A 21,143-nucleotide genomic window follows, 5' to 3' on the forward strand; every position below is an offset into this window, starting at 1 on the left:
GCGGGCTTTGCAGGTGCGCGGACGGACGGGAGCGTGGCCCGTGACGGATCAGGCGGTGGACTCGGGCTCAGGCCCCGGCGCGTCCCGGGGCCAGTTCTTCGGGCGGCAACGGGAACTGAAGTCCCTTCGGACCGATATCGAACGCGCGGGGCTGGACACCATCGCGGGCCGCAAGGCCCCCCGCGCCCGCGTCCTCCTCATCGCCGGACGCCCCGGCTCCGGACGCAGCTCGCTGGCCCGCCGGCTCATCGGGCGTATCGCGCCGGAATACCCCGACGGAGTGCTCCGCGCCCGGCTCACCGAGCCCGGCGGACGGCGCGTCCCCACCGAGGAGACCGCCCGCGAGCTGCTGGAGGCCCTCGGCGTCCAGGGCCCGCCCGGCGCCGACGAGGACGAGCTGTCCCAGATGGTGCGCGAGGCGCTGGCCGGCCGCCGCGCCGTGCTGCTCCTCGACGACGCGGCCGACGCCGAACAGGTCGACCCGCTGCTGCCCGACGACTCCGGCTGTCTCGTCGTCGCGGTCTCCGGCGGCCCCCTCACCGGCATCCCCGACGTCCGGCCCTGCGCCCTCGGCGGCATGGACGCTAAGGCGGCCATCGAACTCCTCGCCACCTTCACCGGATCCGTCCGTATCACCGTGGACCCGCAGGCCGCCGAATCCGTCGCCGAGGAGTGCGGCGGACTGCCCGCCGCCCTGGTCCTCGTCGGCGGCTGGCTCGCCGCCCGCCCCAAACTCTCCGTCGCCGACGCCACCCGGCAGCTGCGCGCCCTGCCCGACGACGGCGAACAGCCCCCGGGGACCGCCCAACCGCTCGCCCGCGCCTTCCGGCTGGTGTACGAGTCCCTGCCGCCGTCGGCCGCCCGGATGCTGCGGCTGCTCGCCCTCGCCCCCGCCGGGCTCGTCGACGGACACATCGCCTCCTCGCTCGCCGGCGCCTCCGTGACGGACGCCCTCGACGCGCTGGACGGCTTCGCCGCCCTCGGGCTGCTGCACCGCGAGGGCGACCAGTACCGGGTCCCGGGCGCGCTGCTCCCGCTGCTCGCCGCGCTGACCGAGACCCGCGACAAACCCGCCGACCTGCGCGTGGCCCGGGCCCGGATGCTGGAGCGGGCCGTACGGCAGCTCCAGTCCTGCCGGGCGGTGACCGAGCCGGACAGCGAACCCGCCCGCAGGGCGCTCGCCGCGATGCCCCCGGCCCTGCGCTTCGAGGACCCGGCCGCCGCCGATCGCTGGCTGCGGGCCCGGCAGCCGGTCCTGCTGGCCGCCGCCCGGGCCGCCGTCGCCGACGGCGAGCTGGACACCCTGGCCCGCCGGCTGGTCTCCGCGCTGGTGCGGGCGCTGGCCGCGCACCGGGGCACCGACGACGCCGCCCCCGAGCTGTACGGACTCCACCGGCTGGTCCTCGGGGTCGCCGAGCGCCGCGGGCTGCACCGCGAGACCGCCGCCGCCCTGCTCAACCTCGCCGATCTGGACGCCCGCAGCGGCCGCGCCGAGGAGGCGCTCGTCCGCTACCGGGCCGCGCTGGACGCGGGCCGGGCCGCCGCCGACCCGTACGCGACCGGCCGCGCGATGGAATCCGTCGGCGGCGCCTACCAGGAGCTGGGGGACTGGCACCGGGCCGCCGACTGGTACGGCAGGGCGCTCGTCCAGCGCCAGGCCCGCGGGGAGCGCGCCGACGAGGCGCGGCTGTACGGGCGGCTCGGCACCGTCCACACCTACGCGGGCCGCTACGGGGAGGCGCTGCGCAGCTGGCGGGCCGCGGTCGCGGGCTACCGCAGGGTGGGCGACCTGCCCTCCCAGGCGCGCGCGCTGAGCGAGGCGGCCCGGGTGCAGGAGTACGCGGGCCGGCCCCAGGAATCGCTGCACACCTGCCGCGAGGCCGTGGAGTGGGCCCGGCGGGCCGGCGACCGCCGTCTCCAGGCGGCGCTCCAGCTCAGACTGGCCGACACCCTGGAGCGGCTCGGCGACCCCGCCGCTGCGGGGCTGCACCGCGCCACGGCCGGGCAGCTGCTGGAAGCAGAAGGCGATGAGCCCGGTTCAGCCTACGAAATCCGTAGTGCCATGGCTGGAGATTAATGGTTTGTAAGGCTAGACAGAGAGAATTCCTTCATTAGACTGGCTCCGCCGCGTCTTTCCCGTGGTGTCTTCCGGTGCGCCCCGTGCGCCCCGGTATGTATGGAAGTACCCCTGTATCCGACATACCCCTGAGCCAAGGACCGTGATCGACGTGAAGGTCGGCATCCCCCGCGAGGTCAAGAACAACGAGTTCCGGGTGGCGATCACCCCCGCAGGCGTCCACGAGCTGGTGCGCCACGGCCACGAGGTCGTCATCGAGCGGAACGCCGGCGCCGGCTCCTCGATCACGGACGGCGAGTACGTCGCCGCGGGCGCGCGGATCCTCCCCACCGCCGACGAGGTCTGGGCCACCGCCGACCTGCTGCTGAAGGTCAAGGAGCCGATCGCCGAGGAGTATCACCGCCTCCGCAAGGACCAGACCCTCTTCACCTACCTCCACCTCGCGGCCTCCCGCGCCTGCACGGACGCCCTGCTGGAGTCCGGCACCACCGCCATCGCCTACGAGACCGTCGAGACCGCGAACCGCGCGCTGCCGCTGCTCGCCCCGATGTCCGAGGTCGCGGGCCGGCTGGCCCCCCAGGTCGGCGCCTACCACCTGATGCGCTCGGCCGGCGGGCGGGGTGTGCTGCCGGGCGGCGTCCCGGGCACCCACGCGGGCCGCGCCGTCGTCATCGGCGGCGGCGTCTCGGGCTGGAACGCCACCCAGATCGCCGTCGGCATGGGCTTCCACGTCACCCTGCTCGACCGCGACATCAACAAGCTCCGCGAGGCCGACAAGATCTTCGGCACCGCCGTGCAGACGATCGTCTCCAACGCCTACGAGCTGGAGAAGGCCGTCGTCGAGGCCGACCTCGTCATCGGCGCGGTGCTCATCCCGGGCGCCAAGGCCCCGAAGCTGGTCACCAACGAGCTGGTCGCCAAAATGAAGCCCGGAAGTGTCCTTGTCGACATCGCGATCGACCAGGGCGGCTGCTTCGAGGACTCGCACCCGACCACCCACGCCGAGCCGACCTTCATGGTCCACGACTCGGTCTTCTACTGCGTCGCCAACATGCCGGGCGCGGTCCCGCACACCTCCACGTACGCGCTCACCAACGCCACGCTGCCCTACATAGTGGAGCTGGCCAACCGCGGCTGGGCCGAGGCCCTGCGCCGCGACCCGGCGCTGGCGCTGGGTCTCAACACCCACGACGGCCAGGTCGTTTACGGGCCGGTCGCCGAGGCCCACGGACTGCCCCGCACCGAGCTGAGCACGCTCATCGGCTGACGGGCGGCCCGAGGTCAACGACCGCCGTCAACATCGTGCCCCCGGCCGGACCTTGCCCAGCGAGGTCCGGCCGGCGCCGTCTCCGGCCCGGGACGCTCCCGTTCAACTCGCCTTGTACGTAACCCTTCAACCGATTCGCGTACCCCCGAAACCCCCGGACCGGACCCCGGGCCGATGGCCGCGCACCCTTGACAGAGGGGTGTTCCGTTGCCGACACATCGGGCCGGGTCCGGCGGATTGTGTTGCTGCGGAGCGGTGACACGCCATAGAGTCGCCAACCGTCGGCATGGTGCCACGCTGACCTATCGATAAAGTCCTGGTCACGTCCAAGGAGGTAAGACGACTTGTGAATGAGTCGACATTTACTCCCGGGGGTGGTCACGCGGTAGCGCCGGTACGGGGAGTGAGCCCGTCGTCCGGGCCGGGTGCTGTCGGCTCCGTAGCTGTCCGGACCTCTCCGACGCGCCAGGACATCACGCACATGACGACAGCCCACACGATGAAGATGACGGACGGCCAACACGTGAACGCCACGGCCGGCAACGAGAGTGGCCGAGAGTCCACCCACTTCGCCGCCTACGAGGAAGTCCCCGAGGGGCACTTCTACGACCCCGACGCCGAGTACGAGCCCGATCCCGAGTACGCGGCCACCCTCGCCCCCGACGCCGCGCGTCAGCGCCGCGAGCGGATCGGCCCCACCGGGCGGCCCCTGCCGTACTTCCCGATTCCGGGCCCGCTGACCGACCACGGCCCCGCGAAGATCATCGCGATGTGCAACCAGAAGGGCGGCGTGGGCAAGACCACGTCCACCATCAACCTGGGGGCGGCGCTCGCGGAGTACGGACGGCGCGTCCTGCTCGTCGACTTCGACCCGCAGGGAGCCCTGTCGGTCGGTCTCGGCGTCAATCCGATGGAGCTGGACCTCACGGTCTACAACCTGCTCATGGAGCGGGGCATGTCGGCGGACGAGGTGCTGCTGAAGACCGCGGTGCCCAACATGGACCTGCTGCCGAGCAACATCGACCTGTCGGCAGCCGAGGTCCAGCTGGTCAGCGAGGTCGCGCGCGAGTCCACCCTGCAGCGGGCGCTGAAGCCGCTGCTGCCGGACTACGACTACATCGTGATCGACTGCCAGCCCTCGCTGGGTCTCCTCACGGTCAACGCGCTCACCGCGGCGCACAAGGTGATCGTGCCGCTGGAGTGCGAGTTCTTCGCGCTGCGCGGCGTCGCCCTGCTGACCGAGACGATCGAGAAGGTGCAGGAGCGGCTCAACCCCGATCTGGAGCTGGACGGCATCCTCGCCACCATGTACGACTCGCGCACCGTGCACAGCCGCGAGGTGCTGGCGCGGGTGGTCGAGGCGTTCGACGACCACGTCTACCACACGGTCATCGGCCGGACCGTGCGCTTCCCGGAGACCACGGTGGCCGGCGAGCCGATCACCACCTACGCGTCGAACTCCGTCGGCGCCGCCGCCTACCGTCAGCTCGCCAGGGAGGTGCTCGCCCGGTGTCACGCCGAGTGAGTCTGCCGGGGGCCGACGAGCTGTTCCGCACCACCGGGGGAATGGCGCTCCAGTCCTCGTCGCCGCGCAGGCCGGCGAACGGGGAGCCCCGGGTGCCCGCGCCCGGCGGCGAGAGCGACCACCTGGAGGGCGCCGAGCGCCCGTCCGGCTCCCAGGAGCACACGGCGGCCGACGCGGAAGCGGGCGGCGAGGGCCGCAGCCGGGGCCAGGAGCCCCAGACGCAGCCCGCCGCCCCCGGAGGCAAGGCGCGCCGCTCCCAGGCCCCCCAGGAGGCCGCTGGAGCCCCCGCGCGCCGCGGCAGGGGCCGCGGGGCCAACCGCCGCCCGAGCGGCCGCGAGCGCCACGACGAGAAGATCACCGTCTATGTCTCGGCCGAGGAGCTGATGGACCTCGAACACGCGCGGCTGGTGCTGCGCGGGGAGCACGGCCTCGCCGTGGACCGGGGCCGGATCGTGCGCGAGGCGGTCGCCGTGGTGCTGGCCGATCTGGAGCAGCGGGGCGACGCGAGCATTCTCGTACGCCGTCTCCGGGGCCGCTGAGGGTAGCCTCGCGCTGCCCCGCCCGTCCCCGCCCGGACCGTTCGCACCGGTCCGCGCCGCCCGCCCTGTTTGGACCGCGATGCCCCCGACCGACCCGCCCCGCCCGCCGCGCCGCGCCCTGGGCCGGGGGCCGGGAGCGCCGCCGGAGGAGCCCCTCGTCGTGCCGGCCGCCCCGGCCGCCGTCGACGACGACGTGCCGGTCGTCCACGCGCCGACCCCGGACCCCGGCGTACCGGAGGCCCCGGACGTACCGCTCGTCACGGCCACGGCCACGGCCACGGCCACGGCCACGGCCACGGCCACGGCGCCCGCGCCCGCACTCGCGCCCGCGCCCGGCTCCGGTGAGCCGGTCCCGGGTCCCGAGGGCGAGGCCGCACGGCGGTTCACCGTACGGCTGAAGAACTTCGAGGGCCCCTTCGATCTGCTGCTCCAGCTGATCTCCGGACACAAGCTCGATGTGACCGAGGTCGCCCTCTCCAGGGTCACCGACGAGTTCATCGCCCACATCCGGGCCCTGGGCGACGACTGGGACCTCGACCAGACCTCCGAGTTCCTGGTGGTCGCCGCCACCCTCCTCGACCTCAAGGCCGCCCGGCTGCTGCCCGTCGCCGAGGTCGAGGACGAGGCCGACCTCGCCCTCCTCGAAGCGCGCGACCTGCTCTTCGCCCGGCTCCTCCAGTACCGCGCGTACAAGGCGATCGCCGCCCTCCTCGACGAGCGGCTCGACGCCGAGGGCCGCCGGTACCCCCGGACCGCCGGGCTCGAACCCGGCCACGCCGAACTCCTCCCCGAGGTCGTGTTCGGCATCGGCCCCGAGGACTTCGCCCGGCTCGCCGCGCGGGCCGCCCGGCCGAGACCCCGGCCGGAGATCCGCGTCGACCACATCCACGCGCCCCTGGTCAGCGTCCGGGAGCAGGCGCTGATCGTCGCCGCCCTGCTGCGCGAGCGCGGACGGGCCACCTTCCGCGAGCTGGCGGACGGGGCCGGCGACACCCTCACCGTCGTCGCCCGCTTCCTCGCCCTGCTGGAGCTGTACCGGGACCGGTACGTCGCCCTCGACCAGGAGGAGGCCCTCGGCGAGCTGACCGTCCGGTGGACCGGCGGCGACGGTCCACCCGCCGTCACCGACGAGTTCGACCGAGCACCCGACACAGCGGAGGAACCGGCGTGAGCGATCTCAAGCCCGCCCTCGAAGCCGTCCTGATGGTCGTCGACGAGCCCGCCGCCGAGGAGCTGCTCGCCGAGATCGTCCAGCGGCCCCGCCGGGCCGTCGCCGACGCCCTGCGCGAGCTGGCCGACGAGTACACCTCCCAGGGCAGGGGCTTCGAGCTGCGGTTCCTCGGCGGCGGCTGGCGCTTCTACTCGCGGCCCGAGCACGCCGAGGCCGTCGAGCGGTTCGTCCTCGACGGCCGCCGGGCCCGGCTCACCCAGGCCGCCCTGGAGACCCTGGCGGTCGTCGCGTACCGCCAGCCGGTCAGCCGCTCCCGGGTCTCGGCCGTGCGCGGAGTGAACTGCGACGGCGTCCTGCGGACCCTGCTCCAGCGCGGTCTGGTGGAGGAGGCGGGCGCGGAACCCGAAACAGGTGCGATCCTGTACAGGACGACGAACTACTTTCTGGAGCGGCTGGGCCTGAGCGGCCTGGACGAGCTGCCGGAGCCGGCGCCCTTCCTCCCCGAGGCGGACGCGATCGAGGCCGAGACGCAGGAAGGCGTACCGTCGTTCGATCCGGACGCTCCGGAAACTGATGCAGACAGCCATTCAGACAATCCAACGACGGAACTTTGATGCGAAGCAGCGGCAGGAACAGCAGCGGGAACAGCGGCGGCGGCAAGAGCGGCGGTCGCGGCAACCCCCGGGGCGCCGGCGGGAACGCCTCCCGGCCGAAGGCCGGGGGAGGCCGGCGCGACGACAAGGAGCAGCGCGCCGGCAAGCCCCGTCCCGAGGAGCGCCGCTACGACGTGGGCTCTTCCCCCGAGGGCCCGAGGAAGGGGCGCGGCGCGGCGGCGCGCGGCGGCGCGAAGGGCGGACCCAGGCAGTCCCCCCAGCGCACCGGCAAGGGCGGCTACGCCCCGGCCCGCTCGCGTGAGTACGACGCCCGCACCGAGGAGCGCAACCGCGAGCGCTACGCGGACAAGCCCCTGGTCAAGACCCCGAAGACTTTCGGCGACCAGGAGGGCGAGCGGCTGCAGAAGGTGCTCGCGCGAGCCGGCATGGGCTCCCGCCGGGCCTGCGAGGAGCTGATCGAGGCCGGGCGCGTCGAGGTCAACGGCAGTGTCGTGATCGAGCAGGGCGTCCGCGTCGACCCCGACCACGACGAGATCAAGGTCGACGGTCTGACCGTCGCCACCCAGTCGCATCTGTTCTTCGCGCTGAACAAGCCCGCGGGCGTCGTCTCCACCATGGAGGACCCCGACGGCCGCCAGTGCCTCGGCGACTACGTCACCAACCGTGAGACCCGCCTCTTCCACGTCGGCCGGCTCGACACGGAGACCGAGGGCATCATCCTGCTCACCAACCACGGCGAGCTGGCCCACCGTCTCACCCACCCGAAGTACGGCGTGAAGAAGACGTACCTCGCCGCCATCCAGGGCCCCCTGCCGCGCGAGATCGGCAAGCGCCTCAAGGACGGCATCCAGCTGGAGGACGGGCTCGCCCGCGCCGACCACTTCCGCGTGGTGGAGAACACCGGCAAGAACTACCTGGTCGAGGTCACCCTCCACGAGGGGCGCAAGCACATCGTGCGCCGGATGCTCTCCGAGGCCGGTTTCCCGGTCGACAAGCTGGTGCGGACCGCCTTCGGGCCGATCGCCCTGGGCGACCAGAAGTCCGGCTGGCTGCGCCGGCTGACCAACACCGAGGTCGGCATGCTGATGAAGGAAGTCGGCCTGTAGGACGCGCGGGCGGCCCGGCGGACCTGCTGCCGGTCCGGCGGACCCGAGCGGTCCGTCCCGTACCGGCGCCGCGCGGATCTCCGCAGTCCGCGCCGTCTCCGCCCGTCCCCGCTCCCACCGGCCTCGGAAGCCCGCGACTGACCGCAGTCGCGGGCTTCCGGCGTCTTGTGTCCGTGCCCTCCCCGCATTTATAGTCATGTTGACTCTTAAGAACGGGGGCCGGGCGTGAGCCTCGCTGATCTGCTGGACCCGCTGCGCCAGCCGCTCTTCACCGTGCTCGGCACCCCGGTGAGCTGGACCGAGGTGCTCGGCTTCGGCAGCGGCGCGCTCTGCGTCTGGCTCGTCGCCCGCCAGCACATCGCCAACTGGCCCATCGGCATCGCCAACAACGTCTTCTTCGTCCTCCTCTTCACCCAGGCCGGCCTGTACGCCGACGCCGGCCTCCAGATCGTCTTCATCACCCTCGCCGCCTACGGCTGGTGGACCTGGACCCACGGGGGTGGCCCGGGCTCCGCGGAACTGCCGGTGCGCCGCACCTCGCGCACCGAGTGGATCTGGCTCATCGCGGCGGGGGTGGTGGGGACCGCGGCCGTCACGCTCCTCCTCGACCGCGCCACCGACTCCACCGTCCCCTTCTGGGACGCGCTCACCTGCGCCCTGTCGCTCATGGCGACCTACGGACAGTGCCGCAAGCGGCTGGAGTCCTGGTGGCTGTGGATCGCCGCCGACGTGATCTACATCCCGCTGTACGCGCACAAGGAGCTGTATCTGACCTCCCTGCTGTACACCGGCTTCCTCGTCCTGTGCGTCATCGGGCTGCGCAACTGGACCCGGTCCGCCGCCGCCGTTCCCCCGGCCGCCCGGCCCGTGGAGGCGTCCGTATGAAGCGCCGCGGACACGGACTGGTCCTCGGCAAGTTCTATCCGCCGCACGCCGGGCACCACCATCTCGTCGACACCGCCGCCGCCCGCTGCGACCGGCTGACCGTCCTGGTCTGCGCCGCCTCCGCCGAGTCCCTCCCGCTCGCCGACCGGGTCGCCTGGATGCGCGAACTGCACCCGGGCGTACGCGTGGTGGGCGCGGTGGACGACATCCCGATGGACACCGGCGACCCGGCCGTCTGGGACGCGCACATGGCCGTCTTCCGCGCCGCCGTGCCCGAGCCCGTCGACGCGGTCTTCACCTCCGAGGCGTACGGCGACGAACTGGGCCGCCGCTTCGGCGCCGAGTCCGTCTGCGTGGACCCCGGCCGGACCCGCTTCCCCGTCTCCGGCACCGCCGTCCGCGCGGACCCCGCCGCCTGCTGGGACCATCTGCGCGCCCCCGTGCGCGCCGCGCTCGCCCGGCGGGTGGTCGTCCTCGGCGCCGAGTCGACCGGCACCACCACCCTCGCCGAGGCGCTCGCCGACCACTACCGGCGGCGCGGCGGCGTCTGGGCCGGGACCCGCTGGGTGCCGGAGTACGGACGGGAGTTCAGCGAGGACCGGCTCGCCCGGCTGCGCGCCGAGCGGCCCGGCGCCCCCTGGAGCGACGTCGTCCTCTCGGCGGACGACTTCCCGCTCATCGCCCGCACGCAGAGCGAACGCGAGGAGGCGGCCGCCCGGGCCGGCTCCCCGGTGCTCTTCTGCGACACGGACGCCTTCGCCACCACCGTCTGGCACGAGCGCTATCTCGGCGGACGCCACGAGGAGGTCGCCCGGATCGCCGCGCGCGGACGGCAGCATCTGTGGCTGCTCACCGACGACGAGGGCGTGCCCTTCGAGGACGACGGGCTGCGCGACGGCGAGGAGCTGCGGCCCTGGATGACCGCGCGGTTCGCGGCGGAGCTGGCCCGCACCGGACGCCGGACCGTACGGGTGACCGGCTCGCGCGAGCTGCGGCTGGCCGTCGCGGTCGCCGCCGTGGACGCGCTGCTCGCCGAGGGCCCGGGGCTCGCCGACCCGCCGCCCGACCGCTCGGCCCGCCCGGCCGCCGACGGGCCCGGGCCGCTCGCGCACCGCCCGGCCGCCGTGCGGCCGGGACCGCCCGCGCGCCACCCGGAACCCGCGCCTCTCCCGGACGCTCCCGACCGTGCGGAGCGCCGCTGACCGCCACCGCCCCAGGGCCCGACCACCCGGAGCGCCGTTGACCCGCCGTCCCGACCGCACCGACCGTCCTGACCGCACCGACCGCACCGACCGCACCGACCGCACCGCCCGGCCCGATCAGCCGGATCGGCGCGGCCGGCCCGCCGTGAGCACCGCCTCCGAAGACCCGGCCGGGGGTGACGCCGCCGCGCCGGAGTACGACCCCAGGGCCTTCCCGCCCTTCGCCGTCACCGTCGATCTCGCCGTCCTCACCGTCCGCGCGTCCCGGCTCCACGTACTGCTCGTCCGGCGCGGCGAGGACCCGTACCGGGGCGCGTGGGCGCTCCCCGGCGGATTCGTCCGGCCCGACGAGTCCGCCGGGCTCGCCGCCCGCCGCGAACTCGCCGAGGAGACCGGACTCTCCACCTCCACCGTCCGCCATCTCCGCCTCGAACAGCTGCGCACCTACAGCGAACCGGACCGCGACCCGAGGATGCGGGTCGTCTCCGTCGCCTACGCCGCGCTCCTGCCCGATCTGCCCGAGCCGCGCGGCGGCGGGGACGCGGCCCACGCCCGCTGGACGCCGCGCGAGAGCGCCGCGCCGCTCGCCTTCGACCACGACCGGATCCTCGCCGACGCCCATGAGCGCGTCAGCGCCAAGCTGGAGTACACCTGCATCGCCACCGACTTCTGCCCCGCCGAGTTCACCCTCGGCGAGCTGCGGCAGGTGTACGAGACGGTCTGGGGCGTCGAGCTGGACCGGCCCAACTTCCGGCGGAAGGTCCTCGCCACACCCGGCTTCGTCGAAGCCGTCGAGGGCCCGCCGCGCCGCACCGGCGGCCGGGGCAAACCGGCCGCGCTCTACCGGGCGGGCACCGCGTCCGCACTCCACCCTCCTCTCCTCCGACCGGAAGGACGCCGGCCATGACCACACTCCGGACCCCGAGGACCGCGACCAAACAGGCCGCCACCGGCTCGCTGATCGGACTCGCGCTCGGCGACGCCCTCGGATACCCCACCGAGTTCGACGACGTGCCCGCGATTCTGCGGAAGTGCGGCCCCTGGCGGGAGATGGGACTCTCCCGGCCCGCCCAGGTCTCCGACGACACCCAGATGACGATCGCGGTGGCCAACGGCGTCCGCGCCGCCATGGACCGCGGACTGCTCGTCGCCTCCCGGCTCACCAGGCCGCTGCGCGAGGAGTTCACCTCCTGGTACCACTCCCCGGAGAACAACCGCGCCCCCGGCCGCACCTGCATGATCGCCTGCCGGCTCCTGGACGACGAGCGGGTGGAGTGGACGGAGGCATCCCGGATCGACTCCAAGGGCTGCGGCGCCAATATGCGGGTCGCGCCCATCGGCCTCGTCCCCGGGCTCAGCGACGAACAGCGGGCCGGCGCGGCCCAGCTCCAGTCCGCGCTCACCCACGGCCACCCCACCGCGCTCGCCGCCAGCGATCTGACCGCCCGCGCCGTCCATCTCCTCGCCCGCGGCGCCGACCCCGCCGGTCTGGTGGTGCGGCTGCGCTCCTACGCGTACGAGAGCCGCTCCCGCTACTACGAGCGCTGGCTCGGCGATCTGTGGCGGCGCGCCCAGGACCCCGCCGCGCAGGCGTTCATCGCGCGGGGCTGGGACGAGTGCCTGGCCGCGCTGGACCGGCTGGCGGCCGCCCTGCGCGACCCCGACCCCGAGACCGATCCCTGCCTCGCCACCGGCGACGGCTGGATCGCCGAGGAGGCCCTCGCCACCGCCCTGCACTGCTTCCTCCTCTTCCCCGACGAGCCGGTCACCGCCCTGCGCCGGGCCGCCTGCACCCGGGGCGACTCCGACTCCATAGCCGCCCTGACGGGCGCGTTCGCCGGAGCGCACCTCGGCGCGGAGGCATGGCCCAAGGAGTGGTCGGAGCGGATCGAGTACCGCAGCGACCTGCTCTCCCTGGGAGCGCTCTGGGACGCCTGAAACCGGGGGCCCGCGCCGACGCGCCCCCGGCGGGCTGGGATTCTCGGTCCATGACCGAACTCTCCGTCCCCGATCTCGCCGCCGTCGTCGCCGAGCAGCCCGGACCGCTGCTCTTCGCGACCGTCTCCGGGGCCCATCTCTACGGATTCCCCTCCCGCGACTCGGACGTGGATCTGCGCGGCGTCCATCTGCTGCCCGTCGCCGACCTCGTCGGACTGGACGAGCCCGAGGAGACCCGGTCCCGGATGTGGGACCGGGACGGCGTCGAACTCGACCTCGTCACCCACGATCTGCGGAAGTTCGTCCGGCTCATGCTGCGCCGCAACGGCTATGTGCTGGAGCAGCTGCTCTCGCCCCTGGTGATCCACACCACCGACGCGCACGCCGAACTCCGCGCCCTCGCCCCCGGGGTGCTCAGCGTCCACCACGCCCACCACTACCGGGGGTTCGCGGGCACCCAGTGGCGGCTCTTCGAGCGGAGCGGCGAACTGAAGCCGCTGCTCTACACCTTCCGCGCGCTGCTCACCGGGGTCCATCTCATGCGGAGCGGCGAACTGCGGGCCGAGCTGCCCGTACTGCTCGGCGAGGTGGACGCGCCGTCGTACCTCCCCGAGCTGATCGAGGCCAAGGCGGCGGCCGAACACGGTCCCGCCGCCGGCGTCGACCCGGAGCGCGTCCGCGCCGACGTCGAGGCGCTCCACGCCGTACTGGAGGAGGCCCGGCGGTCCTCGGCGCTGCCCGAGGGGCCGACCGTCCGGCCCGCCCTGGCGGATCTCGTCGTCCGCGCCCGCCTCGCGGCCGGCTGAGCGGGCCCCGCCGTCCGGCCCGGACTCACGGGCGGGCTTCCTCCGTGCCCCGCTCGCGGTCGGCCGGGCGGGCCTCCTCCGTACCCGGCACGCGGGCGGCCGGGCGGCTCTCGTCCCGCGGGCCCGGCTCGCGGGCGGCCGAGGCGCGGCGGACCCGGACGAGGAAGTCCTCGACCCGGGCGCGGTCCGGCTCGGCGGGGAGCGGGGTGCGCAGCGTCGCGTCGTCCGCCTCGGCGGCGGCCCGGGCGATCCAGGACTCCGCCTCGGCCCAGGACGTCTCGCCCCGCTTGAGCGCCAGCAGCCGCTCCCGCTCGTCGCCCGCGTCCAGCACCAGCTCGCCCGTGCGCAGCAGATCCCGGCAGCTGATCAGCAGCCGGACCAGATGCATGGCGTGCTTCCAGCGCGGCGCGCCGTGCCGACGGACATCGGCCTCCAGCTTCCTCGACTGGGCCCGGGCATAGCGGACGAAGGTCTCGTGGACCCGCTGGGAGAGGAACGCCCCGCGCAGCGAGAGCAGTTCCCGGCCCGTGGCGTCGATCCGCTCCACGAGGGGCGAGTGCAGACACTCCAGAATGTTCGGATTCGCCCGCAGGGCCAATTCGCAGAACCGTTCCAGCTCCCAGGAGAACTGCTCGTCCGCGGGCCCCTCCACATGGGTCGGGGGCTTCTCGAAGCGCCAGTACAGCGCGGTGGGCGCGACGAAGACCCCGCGGCGGTCGGTGTCGCTCTCCCCGGTGGCGAGCCCGAAGGCGCGCGACCCCATGACGCAGGAGTAGACCGTGTGGTCGCGGACCAGCTCTTCCGGAGACATCGACCCAGGCTAGGGCCTTCTCCGCCCGGCGCCTCCCGGCGGCCGCCCGCGCACCCTCCCGGCGGGCTGACTACGCTGAACGCGACAGCGGGGGACCAGTCCGGACGAGGAGCACGACGTGGCGGTACGAGCGGTCCGAGGAGCCGTCCAGCTGGAGCGGGACGACGCCGGGCACATGGACGAGCGGGTCGGTGCGCTGCTCACCGCCGTACTGGAGCGGAACGCGCTGGTCGCCGACGACCTGATCAGCGTCTGGTTCACCGCCACCCCCGACCTCCGCGCCGCCTTCCCGGCCGCCGCGGCCCGCGGGCTCGGCATCGTCGACGTCCCCCTGATCTGCGCCCAGGAGATGGACGTCGAGGGCGCGATGCCCCGGGTGGTGCGGATCCTCGCCCATGTGGAGTCCTCGCTCGACCGGGTCGAGATCGCCCATGTGTACCTGGGCGCCGCCGCCGCTCTGCGCAAGGACATCGCCCAGTGAGAACCGCCCTCGTCATCGGAACCGGTCTGATCGGCACCTCGGCCGCGCTCGCCCTCGCGAGCCGCGGGGTCGTCGTCCACCTCGTCGACCACGACCCCGAGCGCGCCCGTACCGCCGCCGCCCTCGGCGCGGGCACCGACGCCCCGCCCGAGGGCCCGGTCGACCTCGCGATCGTCGCCGTGCCCCCCGCGTACACCGCCACCGCGCTCGCCGCCGCGATGCGCGACGGCGTCGCCCGCGGCTACCTCGACGTCGCCAGCGTCAAGGGCGGCCCCCGGCGCGAGCTGGAGGCGCTCTCCCTCGATCTCTCCGCCTACATCGGCACCCACCCGATGTCCGGCAAGGAGCGCTCCGGGCCGCTCGCCGCCACCGCCGACCTCTTCGAGGGGCGGCCCTGGGTGCTCACCCCCACCGCCGAGACGGACACCGAGGTCCTCAACCTCGCCCTCGAACTGGTCGCGCTCTGCCGGGCCGTCCCCGTCGTCATGGACGCCGACGCCCACGACCGCGCGGTGGCCCTCGTCTCCCACACCCCGCAGCTGGTCTCCTCGATGGTCGCCGCCCGGCTGGAGGAGGCCGACGACACGGCGGTCCGGCTCTGCGGACAGGGCATCCGCGACGTCACCCGGATCGCCGCCTCCGACCCGGCCATGTGGGTCGACATCCTCACCGCGAACCCCGGACCGGTGGCCGATGTGCTCGCCGGGCTCGCGGCCGACCTGGACGAGACGGTCCGGGCGCTGCGCTCGCTCCAGTCCCCGGACGAGGAGCGGCGGCGCGGCGGGGCCGAGGGCGTCGGCGACGTCCTGCGCCGGGGCAACGCCGGACGGGCCAGGGTCCCCGGCAAGCACGGCACCGCGCCGGCCGCGTACGAGATCGTCGGGGTGCTCATCAGCGACCGGCCCGGCGAGCTGGCGCGGATCTTCGCCGACGCGGGCCGCGCGGGCGTCAACGTCGAGGACGTCCGCATCGAGCACGCCACCGGACAGCAGGCGGGTCTGGTGCAGCTGATGGTGGAGCCCGCGGCGGCGGTCTCCCTCGCGGCGTCGCTGCGCGAGCGGGGCTGGTCCATCCGGCAGTAGCGGATCCGGCCCGGCCGCACACGGAACGTGACGCCCCGCCCGGCCGGGCGGGGCGCCGGACCCGGCGGCGGCGGGGCCGGGCGTACGGGTGTCCGTGACGGGTCCCCGCAATCGGTAACCTTGGTCGGGGCCCACCGCATTTCCGCCAGGCCCTCTCCTCACCTCAGGAAAGGTGTCCGACACCGTGGATTCCGTGATCGTCGCCATCGACGGCCCCGCCGGCACGGGCAAGTCGAGCACGTCCAAGGCCGTGGCCGCCGCGCTGGGGCTGAGCTATCTGGACACGGGCGCGCAGTACCGGGCGATCACCTGGTGGATGATCAACAACGGGATCGACGTCTCCGACCCCGTCGAGATCGCCGCCGCCGCGGACAAGCCGGCCATCGTCTCCGGCACCGACCCGGCCGACCCGACCATCACCGTCGACGGCCAGGACGCCTCCGGGCCGATCCGCACCCAGGAGGTCAGCTCCCGGGTCAGCGCGGTCAGCGCGGTGCCCGAGGTGCGTACGCGGATCACCGAGCTGCAGCGCTCCATCGCCGCCTCCGCGGTCACCGGCATCGTCGTCGAGGGCCGTGACATCGGCACCACCGTGCTGCCGGACGCCGACCTCAAGATCTTTCTCACCGCCTCCCCCGAGGCCCGCGCCGCCCGCCGCAGCGGGGAGCTGAAGGGCGCCGACGTCGCGGCGACCAGGGAGGCTCTGCTGAAGCGGGACGCGGCCGACTCCGGCCGCAAGACCTCCCCGCTGGCCAAGGCCGACGACGCGGTCGAGGTGGACACCACCGAGCTGACCCTCCAGCAGGTGATCGAGTGCGTGGTGACCCTGGTGCGGTCCCGCCAGGACGCCGCCGGGACGCGGGCGGTGCGGTGACCGCTCCCTCCGCCCCCGCCGCCGGGAGCACGGCTCCCTCGGCCCGCGGCGCGGTCATCGGCCGGCGTATCGGCATCGGTCTGATGTACGGGCTGTGGAAGCCCCGGGTGCTCGGCGCCTGGCGGGTTCCGTCGGCCGGCCCCGTGATCTTCGCGGTGAACCACGCGCACATGGTGGACGGCCCCATGCTGATGGGCACCGCACCCCGCCCGGTGCACTTTCTGATCAAGAAAGAGGCGTTCATCGGCCCGCTGGACCCCTTTCTGCTGGGCATCGGCCAGCTGAAGGTGGACCGCTCCGGCACCGACCGCGCCGCGGTCACCGGCGCGCTCGGCGTGCTGGAGAACGGCGGGGTCCTCGGTATTTTTCCCGAGGGCACCCGCGGTGAGGGAGACTTCGCCTCGCTGCGCGCGGGGCTCGCGTACTTCGCGGTACGCTCCGGCGCGCCGATCGTCCCGGTGGCGGTGCTGGGCAGCGACGAGCGGCCCGGGCGGCTGGTCAAGGCGCTGCCCGCGCTGCGCGGCCGGGTGGACGTCGTCTTCGGCGAGGCCTTCGAGGCGGGGGACGGCAGCGGTCGCCGGACCCGCACGGCGCTGGACGACGCCACCGTACGCATCCAGGGGCGGCTGACCGCCCATCTGGAAAACGCCAGGCGCCTGACCGGGCGCTCCGGGTAAGACTTGAGCAGTGGGTCACCGAGAGGTGATCCGGTTGACGATCGAGGAACGGACTTCATGAACGACCAGCACGACCACGGAGCGCTCGGCGACACCGAGTACGCGGAGTTCATGGAGCTCGCCGCGGTAGAGGGCTTCGACGTCGAGGAGGTCGAGGACGCGATCGGTGAGGCCGGTCACGGCCCGCTGCCCGTCCTCGCCGTCGTCGGCCGCCCCAATGTCGGTAAATCGACCCTGGTGAACCGCATCATCGGCCGCCGTGAGGCCGTGGTGGAGGACAAGCCGGGCGTCACCCGGGACCGGGTCACCTATGAGGCCGAATGGGCCGGCCGCCGCTTCAAGGTCGTCGACACCGGCGGCTGGGAGCAGGACGTCCTCGGCATCGACGCCTCCGTCGCCGCCCAGGCCGAGTACGCGATCGAGGCGGCCGACGCGGTCGTCTTCGTCGTGGACTCCACGGTCGGCGCGACCGACACCGACGAGGCCGTCGTCCGGCTGCTGCGCCGGGCCGGGAAGCCCGTGGTGCTCTGCGCCAACAAGGTCGACGGGCCCAGCGGCGAGGCGGACGCCACCGCCCTGTGGTCGCTCGGCCTCGGCGAGCCCCACCCGGTCTCCTCGCTGCACGGCCGCGGTACGGGCGACATGCTCGACGCCGTGCTGGAGGCCCTGCCCGAAGCCCCGGCGCAGACCTTCGGGACGGCCGTCGGCGGACCGCGCCGTATCGCCCTGATCGGCCGCCCGAACGTCGGCAAGTCCTCGCTGCTGAACAAGGTGGCGAACGAGGAGCGGGTGGTCGTCAACGAGATCGCGGGCACCACCCGCGACCCGGTGGACGAGCTGATCGAGCTGGGCGGCGTCACCTGGAAGTTCGTGGACACGGCCGGCATCCGCCGCCGGGTCCACCTCCAGGAGGGCGCGGACTACTACGCCTCCCTGCGCACCGCCGCCGCCGTCGAGAAGGCGGAGGTCGCGGTGGTGCTGATCGACTCCAGCGAGTCCATCAGCGTCCAGGACCAGCGGATCATCACCATGGCCGTCGAGGCGGGCCGGGCGATGGTGGTCGCGTTCAACAAGTGGGACACCCTCGACGAGGAGCGCCGCTACTACCTGGAGCGGGAGATCGACACCGAGCTGGCCCAGATCGCCTGGGCGCCGCGGGTCAATGTCTCGGCCCTCACCGGCCGTCACATGGAGAAGCTCGTCCCGGCGATCAAGACCGCGCTGGCGGGCTGGGAGACCCGGGTCCCCACCGGCCGGCTGAACGCCTTCCTCGGCGAGATCGTCGCCGCGCACCCGCACCCGATCCGGGGCGGCAAGCAGCCCCGTATCCTCTTCGGCACCCAGGCGGGCACCAAGCCGCCGAGGTTCGTCCTCTTCGCCTCCGGCTTCCTGGAGCACGGCTACCGCCGCTTCGTGGAGCGCAGGCTCCGCGAGGAGTTCGGCTTCGAGGGCACCCCGATCCACATCTCGGTCCGGGTCCGCGAGAAGCGCGGCCGCAACAAGTAGCCCCTCCGGGCACAAGCGCGCGTCAGGGCGCTGTCCCGTACCGGATCATCCGGTACGGGACAGCGCCCTGACGCGTACGCGAGCGGGTCCCGGACGCCCCGTCCCCCTCAGATGCCGCCGCGGCGGGGGGCCGGCGGCAGGGCCACCGGGTGGTGGCCCACATAGGCGCGGGGGGCGGGGTAGGGCTGCCAGCCGTTGCCGGGATACGGCGGGTGGCCGATCGCCCCGAAGCCGCGGCCGCCGGTCAGCCCCATGCCGAAGTCCTTGAATCCGAAGTCCTTGAAGCCGAGATCCTCCTCACCGCTCCGGTCCCCGGGCAGCGCCCGGAACGCCCGGCGGTACTCGGCGCACAGTGTGTCGTAGATGGGCGTGGGGGAGGGGGCGGGAGGCATCTCGCGCGCGGGGCGCATCGCCGGGATCTGGGTCGTGTAGTGCTGGCGGGTCGGGTCGTATGAGTGCACGTACCTGCAACGACCCACGCACCCGGCCCGTCACTGTCCCGTCCGCCGGAGAAATGTCCCGGGATCAGGTGTTCCGCCGGGCGGACGTTCCCGGACACCCGGGCTCCGGGGGCGGGCCGGTGGCGTAGGGCGCGGGCGGACCGGGCCGTCAGGTGCCCGCGAGCGGCATCGAGGCGGCCACCAGACGCCCGCCCGCCGCCGCCTTCTCCAGCGCGTCCCGCAGCAGATCCTCCCGGGGCTGCTGGCCGATCGAGCCGAACGGGGCCGCGTACACCAGCACCGTGCGCGACTTGTTGACGGCGTTGCGCCAGTCGTCGGTGACCTGGAGCGGCTGATGGGCCTGCCACCAGGCGACCGGGCTGCCGCCGCCGGTGCCGGGCTGGAGCACCGCGTGCAGCTGGCCCATGGCGAGCAGCACGGACCAGCCGGACAGCCGGCCGGGCGGCCGGGCGACATCGTGGACGGGGCCGAAGCCCTGCTCGATGAGGAGGGTGAGGAAGTCGTCCCCGTTCTCACCCGTGGTGCCGGGGCGGGCGATGGGCCCGGTCGGCTCCACCACCAGCGCGGGGCGCAGCTCGCCGTGGAGCAGGATCAGCCCGCTGGTGATGCCCAGGACCGCCTGGCCCGGCGCGGGGTCGGCCTCGGCCGGGTCGATGGGGTGCGGTGCTCCGCCGTGGTCGCCGGTGATCGAGCGCACCGCGCCCTGGAGCTCGGACTCGGCCACCTGGACCACCTGCGAGGGGATGCAGGTGGCGTGGGCGAAGGCGAGCACGGCGGTCTCCTCGCCGACGAACAGCACGGTGCTGGTGCGCTCCTGCTCGGTGTCGCCCGGGGTGCGGCAGGAGGTGCAGTCGTAGCTGCCCGGAGCGTTCTCGCCGGCGAGCAGCCGGTCGGCTTCCTGATCACCGATCTCGGCGCGTACGTCCTCGCTGACGTCGAGCATGCGCGGCACGGGTGACTCCTCGGGCTTGGTCTCGTGAGCCGGGCTGCTCCCGGCTCATAAAGGGTTCAACGGGTGTCTGTGCCCGGAGTCACGCCCGGAGGGGCAACGGAATCGAACCATCCGGACCGGCCGCCGACGGGACGGTCCTCGCGGCCGCCGCCGGATCGAGAGCCGCTGGGTGCGGGGGCGCGGAGGCGGTGGGCGGTGGTGCGGGGGCGAGGGCCGCCGGGTCCATAAGTCAGGAAATCAGCGAATCAAAGGGATGGCCGGATGTTGTTGTTACCTCCGGTAGGGCGGTGAGGGGCGCTCTTCGGGGCTCGCCGTTCGACCGGGTCCGACCGAGTCCGACCGGGTCCGACCGGGTGGGGCGATCCGTCCGCCGAGCGCGTCGGGCGGGCCCGGCGGAACGTCCCGCCTACCGTGGGCGGATGCTGCCCCTGCGCGCGATCCTCCCCACCCTCGCGGCGGCCGCGCTGCTCGCCCTCGTACCCCAAAGCGGCGCGGAGGCGATGCCCTCGCCCCCGCCCGTCCCCCTCGGCGCGGAGGCGCGTCCCCTCGGCACGGACCCTGCCCCGGCCGGCACGGACCCCGTCCCGCTGGACACGGTCCCTGCCCCGGACGGTACGCACCCCGTCCCGCTCGGCACGGACCCTGCCCCGGACGGTACGGAGACCGCCCCCGCGTGCGCGGCGACCGGATGGCCGTGGAACTGCGTCGCGGAGTGCGAGAGCGGCGGGAACTGGCGGGCGAACACCGGCAACGGCTACTACGGCGGACTCCAGTTCTGGCAGCCGACCTGGGAGGAGCACGGCGGGCTCGCCCACGCCCCGCGCGCCGACCTCGCCACCCGCGAGCAGCAGATCACGGTCGCCGAGGAGGTCCTGCGCACCCAGGGCTGGGGAGCCTGGCCCACCTGCTCCAAGCGGTACGGGCTCAGCGGCCGCGTCCACACCGTCCAGAGCGGCGACACCCTCCACGCCATCGCCCGCCGGTTCTCGGTCGAGGGCGGCTGGCAGGCCCTGTACGAGGCCAATCGGGACGTCATCGGCGACTCTCCCGACCGGATCGCCGTGGGCATGATGCTGACCCTGCCCGAGTGAGCCCCGCCCCCCGCCCCGTCCCTCGCCCCGCCCCCCGCGGTTCCGGCCGCCGCCGGGACAGTAGGGTCCGTTCCTGAC

20 protein-coding genes and 1 pseudogene are annotated in these 21,143 nt (G+C 73.9%); 18 read left to right on the forward strand and 3 right to left on the reverse strand.

Annotated features, from left to right (window positions below; genetic code table 11):
* The first annotated feature begins 40 nt into the window (after positions 1–40).
* The 12 genes and pseudogenes from ACF089_RS02370 to ACF089_RS02425 all read left to right on the forward strand — a co-directional run bounded on the left by ACF089_RS02370 (position 41) and on the right by ACF089_RS02425 (position 13,130).
* A complete protein-coding gene (locus ACF089_RS02370; protein WP_392020665.1) occupies positions 41–2,077 on the forward strand; it encodes a tetratricopeptide repeat protein in 2,037 nt (678 codons plus the stop codon).
* A gap of 151 nt (positions 2,078–2,228) precedes the next feature.
* Complete coding sequence (gene ald / locus ACF089_RS02375) at positions 2,229–3,344, forward strand: alanine dehydrogenase (RefSeq protein ID WP_392021574.1); 1,116 nt, start codon at positions 2,229–2,231, stop codon at positions 3,342–3,344.
* Between the two features lie 499 nt (positions 3,345–3,843).
* Positions 3,844–4,869, forward strand: a complete 1,026-nt coding sequence (locus ACF089_RS02380) for a ParA family protein (protein ID WP_392021576.1) — start codon at positions 3,844–3,846, stop codon at positions 4,867–4,869.
* Positions 4,866–5,408, forward strand: coding sequence for a hypothetical protein (locus tag ACF089_RS02385; protein WP_392021578.1), 543 nt, complete (start codon positions 4,866–4,868; stop codon positions 5,406–5,408). Before ACF089_RS02380 ends, ACF089_RS02385 begins: the two co-directional genes overlap by 4 nt.
* Positions 5,409–5,487: 79 nt before the next feature.
* The gene (locus ACF089_RS02390; protein WP_392020667.1) at positions 5,488–6,579 is read left to right on the forward strand and encodes a segregation and condensation protein A; all 1,092 of its coding nucleotides are present in this window, start codon (positions 5,488–5,490) and stop codon (positions 6,577–6,579) included.
* A gap of 32 nt (positions 6,580–6,611) precedes the next feature.
* A complete protein-coding gene (locus tag ACF089_RS02395; RefSeq protein ID WP_392021581.1) occupies positions 6,612–7,193 on the forward strand; it encodes an SMC-Scp complex subunit ScpB in 582 nt (193 codons plus the stop codon).
* The gene (locus tag ACF089_RS02400) at positions 7,193–8,299 is read left to right on the forward strand and encodes a pseudouridine synthase (RefSeq protein ID WP_392020670.1); all 1,107 of its coding nucleotides are present in this window, start codon (positions 7,193–7,195) and stop codon (positions 8,297–8,299) included. The genes ACF089_RS02395 and ACF089_RS02400 overlap by 1 nt, the downstream gene beginning before the upstream one ends.
* Positions 8,300–8,524: 225 nt before the next feature.
* Positions 8,525–9,184 (forward strand): nicotinamide riboside transporter PnuC, encoded by a 660-nt coding sequence (pnuC, locus tag ACF089_RS02405; protein WP_392020673.1) that lies wholly within the window; start codon positions 8,525–8,527, stop codon positions 9,182–9,184.
* Positions 9,181–10,254: pseudogene (locus ACF089_RS02410) on the forward strand (AAA family ATPase); the annotation flags it as partial. The gene pnuC and the pseudogene ACF089_RS02410, both read left to right, overlap by 4 nt.
* Before the next feature lie 277 nt (positions 10,255–10,531).
* Positions 10,532–11,293, forward strand: coding sequence for an NUDIX domain-containing protein (locus ACF089_RS02415; RefSeq protein ID WP_392021584.1), 762 nt, complete (start codon positions 10,532–10,534; stop codon positions 11,291–11,293).
* Positions 11,290–12,324, forward strand: coding sequence for an ADP-ribosylglycohydrolase family protein (locus ACF089_RS02420; protein ID WP_392020676.1), 1,035 nt, complete (start codon positions 11,290–11,292; stop codon positions 12,322–12,324). The genes ACF089_RS02415 and ACF089_RS02420 overlap by 4 nt, the downstream gene beginning before the upstream one ends.
* A 50-nt stretch (positions 12,325–12,374) precedes the next feature.
* Positions 12,375–13,130, forward strand: a complete 756-nt coding sequence (locus ACF089_RS02425; protein WP_392020678.1) for a DNA polymerase beta superfamily protein — start codon at positions 12,375–12,377, stop codon at positions 13,128–13,130.
* A 25-nt stretch (positions 13,131–13,155) separates the two neighbouring features.
* Here ACF089_RS02425 and ACF089_RS02430 read toward each other — a convergent pair whose 3' ends face one another.
* The gene (locus tag ACF089_RS02430; protein ID WP_392020679.1) at positions 13,156–13,941 is read right to left on the reverse strand and encodes a DNA polymerase beta superfamily protein; all 786 of its coding nucleotides are present in this window, start codon (positions 13,939–13,941) and stop codon (positions 13,156–13,158) included.
* 118 nt (positions 13,942–14,059) lie between these two features.
* Here ACF089_RS02430 and aroH point away from each other — a divergent pair, with 118 nt between their 5' ends.
* From aroH to der, 5 genes are all read left to right on the forward strand, one after another.
* Positions 14,060–14,422 carry a chorismate mutase gene (aroH, locus tag ACF089_RS02435; RefSeq protein WP_392020682.1) on the forward strand — a complete coding sequence of 121 codons (363 nt, stop codon included), beginning with the start codon at positions 14,060–14,062 and terminating at the stop codon, positions 14,420–14,422.
* Entirely contained in the window at positions 14,419–15,504 is a 1,086-nt protein-coding gene (locus tag ACF089_RS02440) for a prephenate dehydrogenase (RefSeq protein WP_392020684.1), read from the forward strand. Before aroH ends, ACF089_RS02440 begins: the two co-directional genes overlap by 4 nt.
* 193 nt (positions 15,505–15,697) lie before the next feature.
* Positions 15,698–16,378: a (d)CMP kinase gene (cmk, locus tag ACF089_RS02445; RefSeq protein ID WP_392021586.1), complete on the forward strand. Its 681-nt coding sequence runs from the start codon at positions 15,698–15,700 to the stop codon at positions 16,376–16,378.
* 83 nt (positions 16,379–16,461) lie between these two features.
* The gene (locus ACF089_RS02450; protein ID WP_392021589.1) at positions 16,462–17,055 is read left to right on the forward strand and encodes a lysophospholipid acyltransferase family protein; all 594 of its coding nucleotides are present in this window, start codon (positions 16,462–16,464) and stop codon (positions 17,053–17,055) included.
* A 57-nt stretch (positions 17,056–17,112) separates the two neighbouring features.
* Positions 17,113–18,561: a ribosome biogenesis GTPase Der gene (gene der, locus ACF089_RS02455; protein WP_392020686.1), complete on the forward strand. Its 1,449-nt coding sequence runs from the start codon at positions 17,113–17,115 to the stop codon at positions 18,559–18,561.
* A gap of 107 nt (positions 18,562–18,668) precedes the next feature.
* Here der and ACF089_RS02460 read toward each other — a convergent pair whose 3' ends face one another.
* Both ACF089_RS02460 and ACF089_RS02465 read right to left on the reverse strand, forming a co-directional pair.
* A complete protein-coding gene (locus tag ACF089_RS02460) occupies positions 18,669–19,022 on the reverse strand; it encodes a hypothetical protein (RefSeq protein ID WP_392020688.1) in 354 nt (117 codons plus the stop codon).
* 148 nt (positions 19,023–19,170) lie between these two features.
* A complete protein-coding gene (locus ACF089_RS02465; RefSeq protein ID WP_392020691.1) occupies positions 19,171–19,974 on the reverse strand; it encodes a hypothetical protein in 804 nt (267 codons plus the stop codon).
* Positions 19,975–20,393: 419 nt separating this feature from the next.
* Here ACF089_RS02465 and ACF089_RS02470 point away from each other — a divergent pair, with 419 nt between their 5' ends.
* Positions 20,394–21,065 (forward strand): transglycosylase family protein, encoded by a 672-nt coding sequence (locus tag ACF089_RS02470; RefSeq protein ID WP_392020693.1) that lies wholly within the window; start codon positions 20,394–20,396, stop codon positions 21,063–21,065.
* Positions 21,066–21,143: the final 78 nt, after the last annotated feature.

This window comes from Streptomyces sp. NPDC014894, from assembly GCF_043080985.1.
Lineage (GTDB): Bacteria > Actinomycetota > Actinomycetes > Streptomycetales > Streptomycetaceae > Streptomyces.

Excerpts from the sequence above, each read along its gene's own strand:
- ACF089_RS02425 (WP_392020678.1), top strand. The coding sequence starts at position 12,375 with ATGACCGAACTCTCCGTCCCCGATCTCGCCGCCGTCGTCGCCGAGCAG.
- ACF089_RS02395 (WP_392021581.1), top strand. The coding sequence starts at position 6,612 with ATGGTCGTCGACGAGCCCGCCGCCGAGGAGCTGCTCGCCGAGATCGTC.
- ACF089_RS02380 (WP_392021576.1), top strand. The coding sequence starts at position 3,844 with ATGAAGATGACGGACGGCCAACACGTGAACGCCACGGCCGGCAACGAG.
- ACF089_RS02390 (WP_392020667.1), top strand. The coding sequence starts at position 5,488 with ATGCCCCCGACCGACCCGCCCCGCCCGCCGCGCCGCGCCCTGGGCCGG.
- ACF089_RS02430 (WP_392020679.1), bottom strand. The coding sequence starts at position 13,941 with ATGTCTCCGGAAGAGCTGGTCCGCGACCACACGGTCTACTCCTGCGTC.
- der (WP_392020686.1), top strand. The coding sequence starts at position 17,113 with ATGAACGACCAGCACGACCACGGAGCGCTCGGCGACACCGAGTACGCG.
- ACF089_RS02450 (WP_392021589.1), top strand. The coding sequence starts at position 16,462 with ATGTACGGGCTGTGGAAGCCCCGGGTGCTCGGCGCCTGGCGGGTTCCG.
- ACF089_RS02470 (WP_392020693.1), top strand. The coding sequence starts at position 20,394 with ATGCTGCCCCTGCGCGCGATCCTCCCCACCCTCGCGGCGGCCGCGCTG.
- ACF089_RS02420 (WP_392020676.1), top strand. The coding sequence starts at position 11,290 with ATGACCACACTCCGGACCCCGAGGACCGCGACCAAACAGGCCGCCACC.
- ACF089_RS02400 (WP_392020670.1), top strand. The coding sequence starts at position 7,193 with ATGCGAAGCAGCGGCAGGAACAGCAGCGGGAACAGCGGCGGCGGCAAG.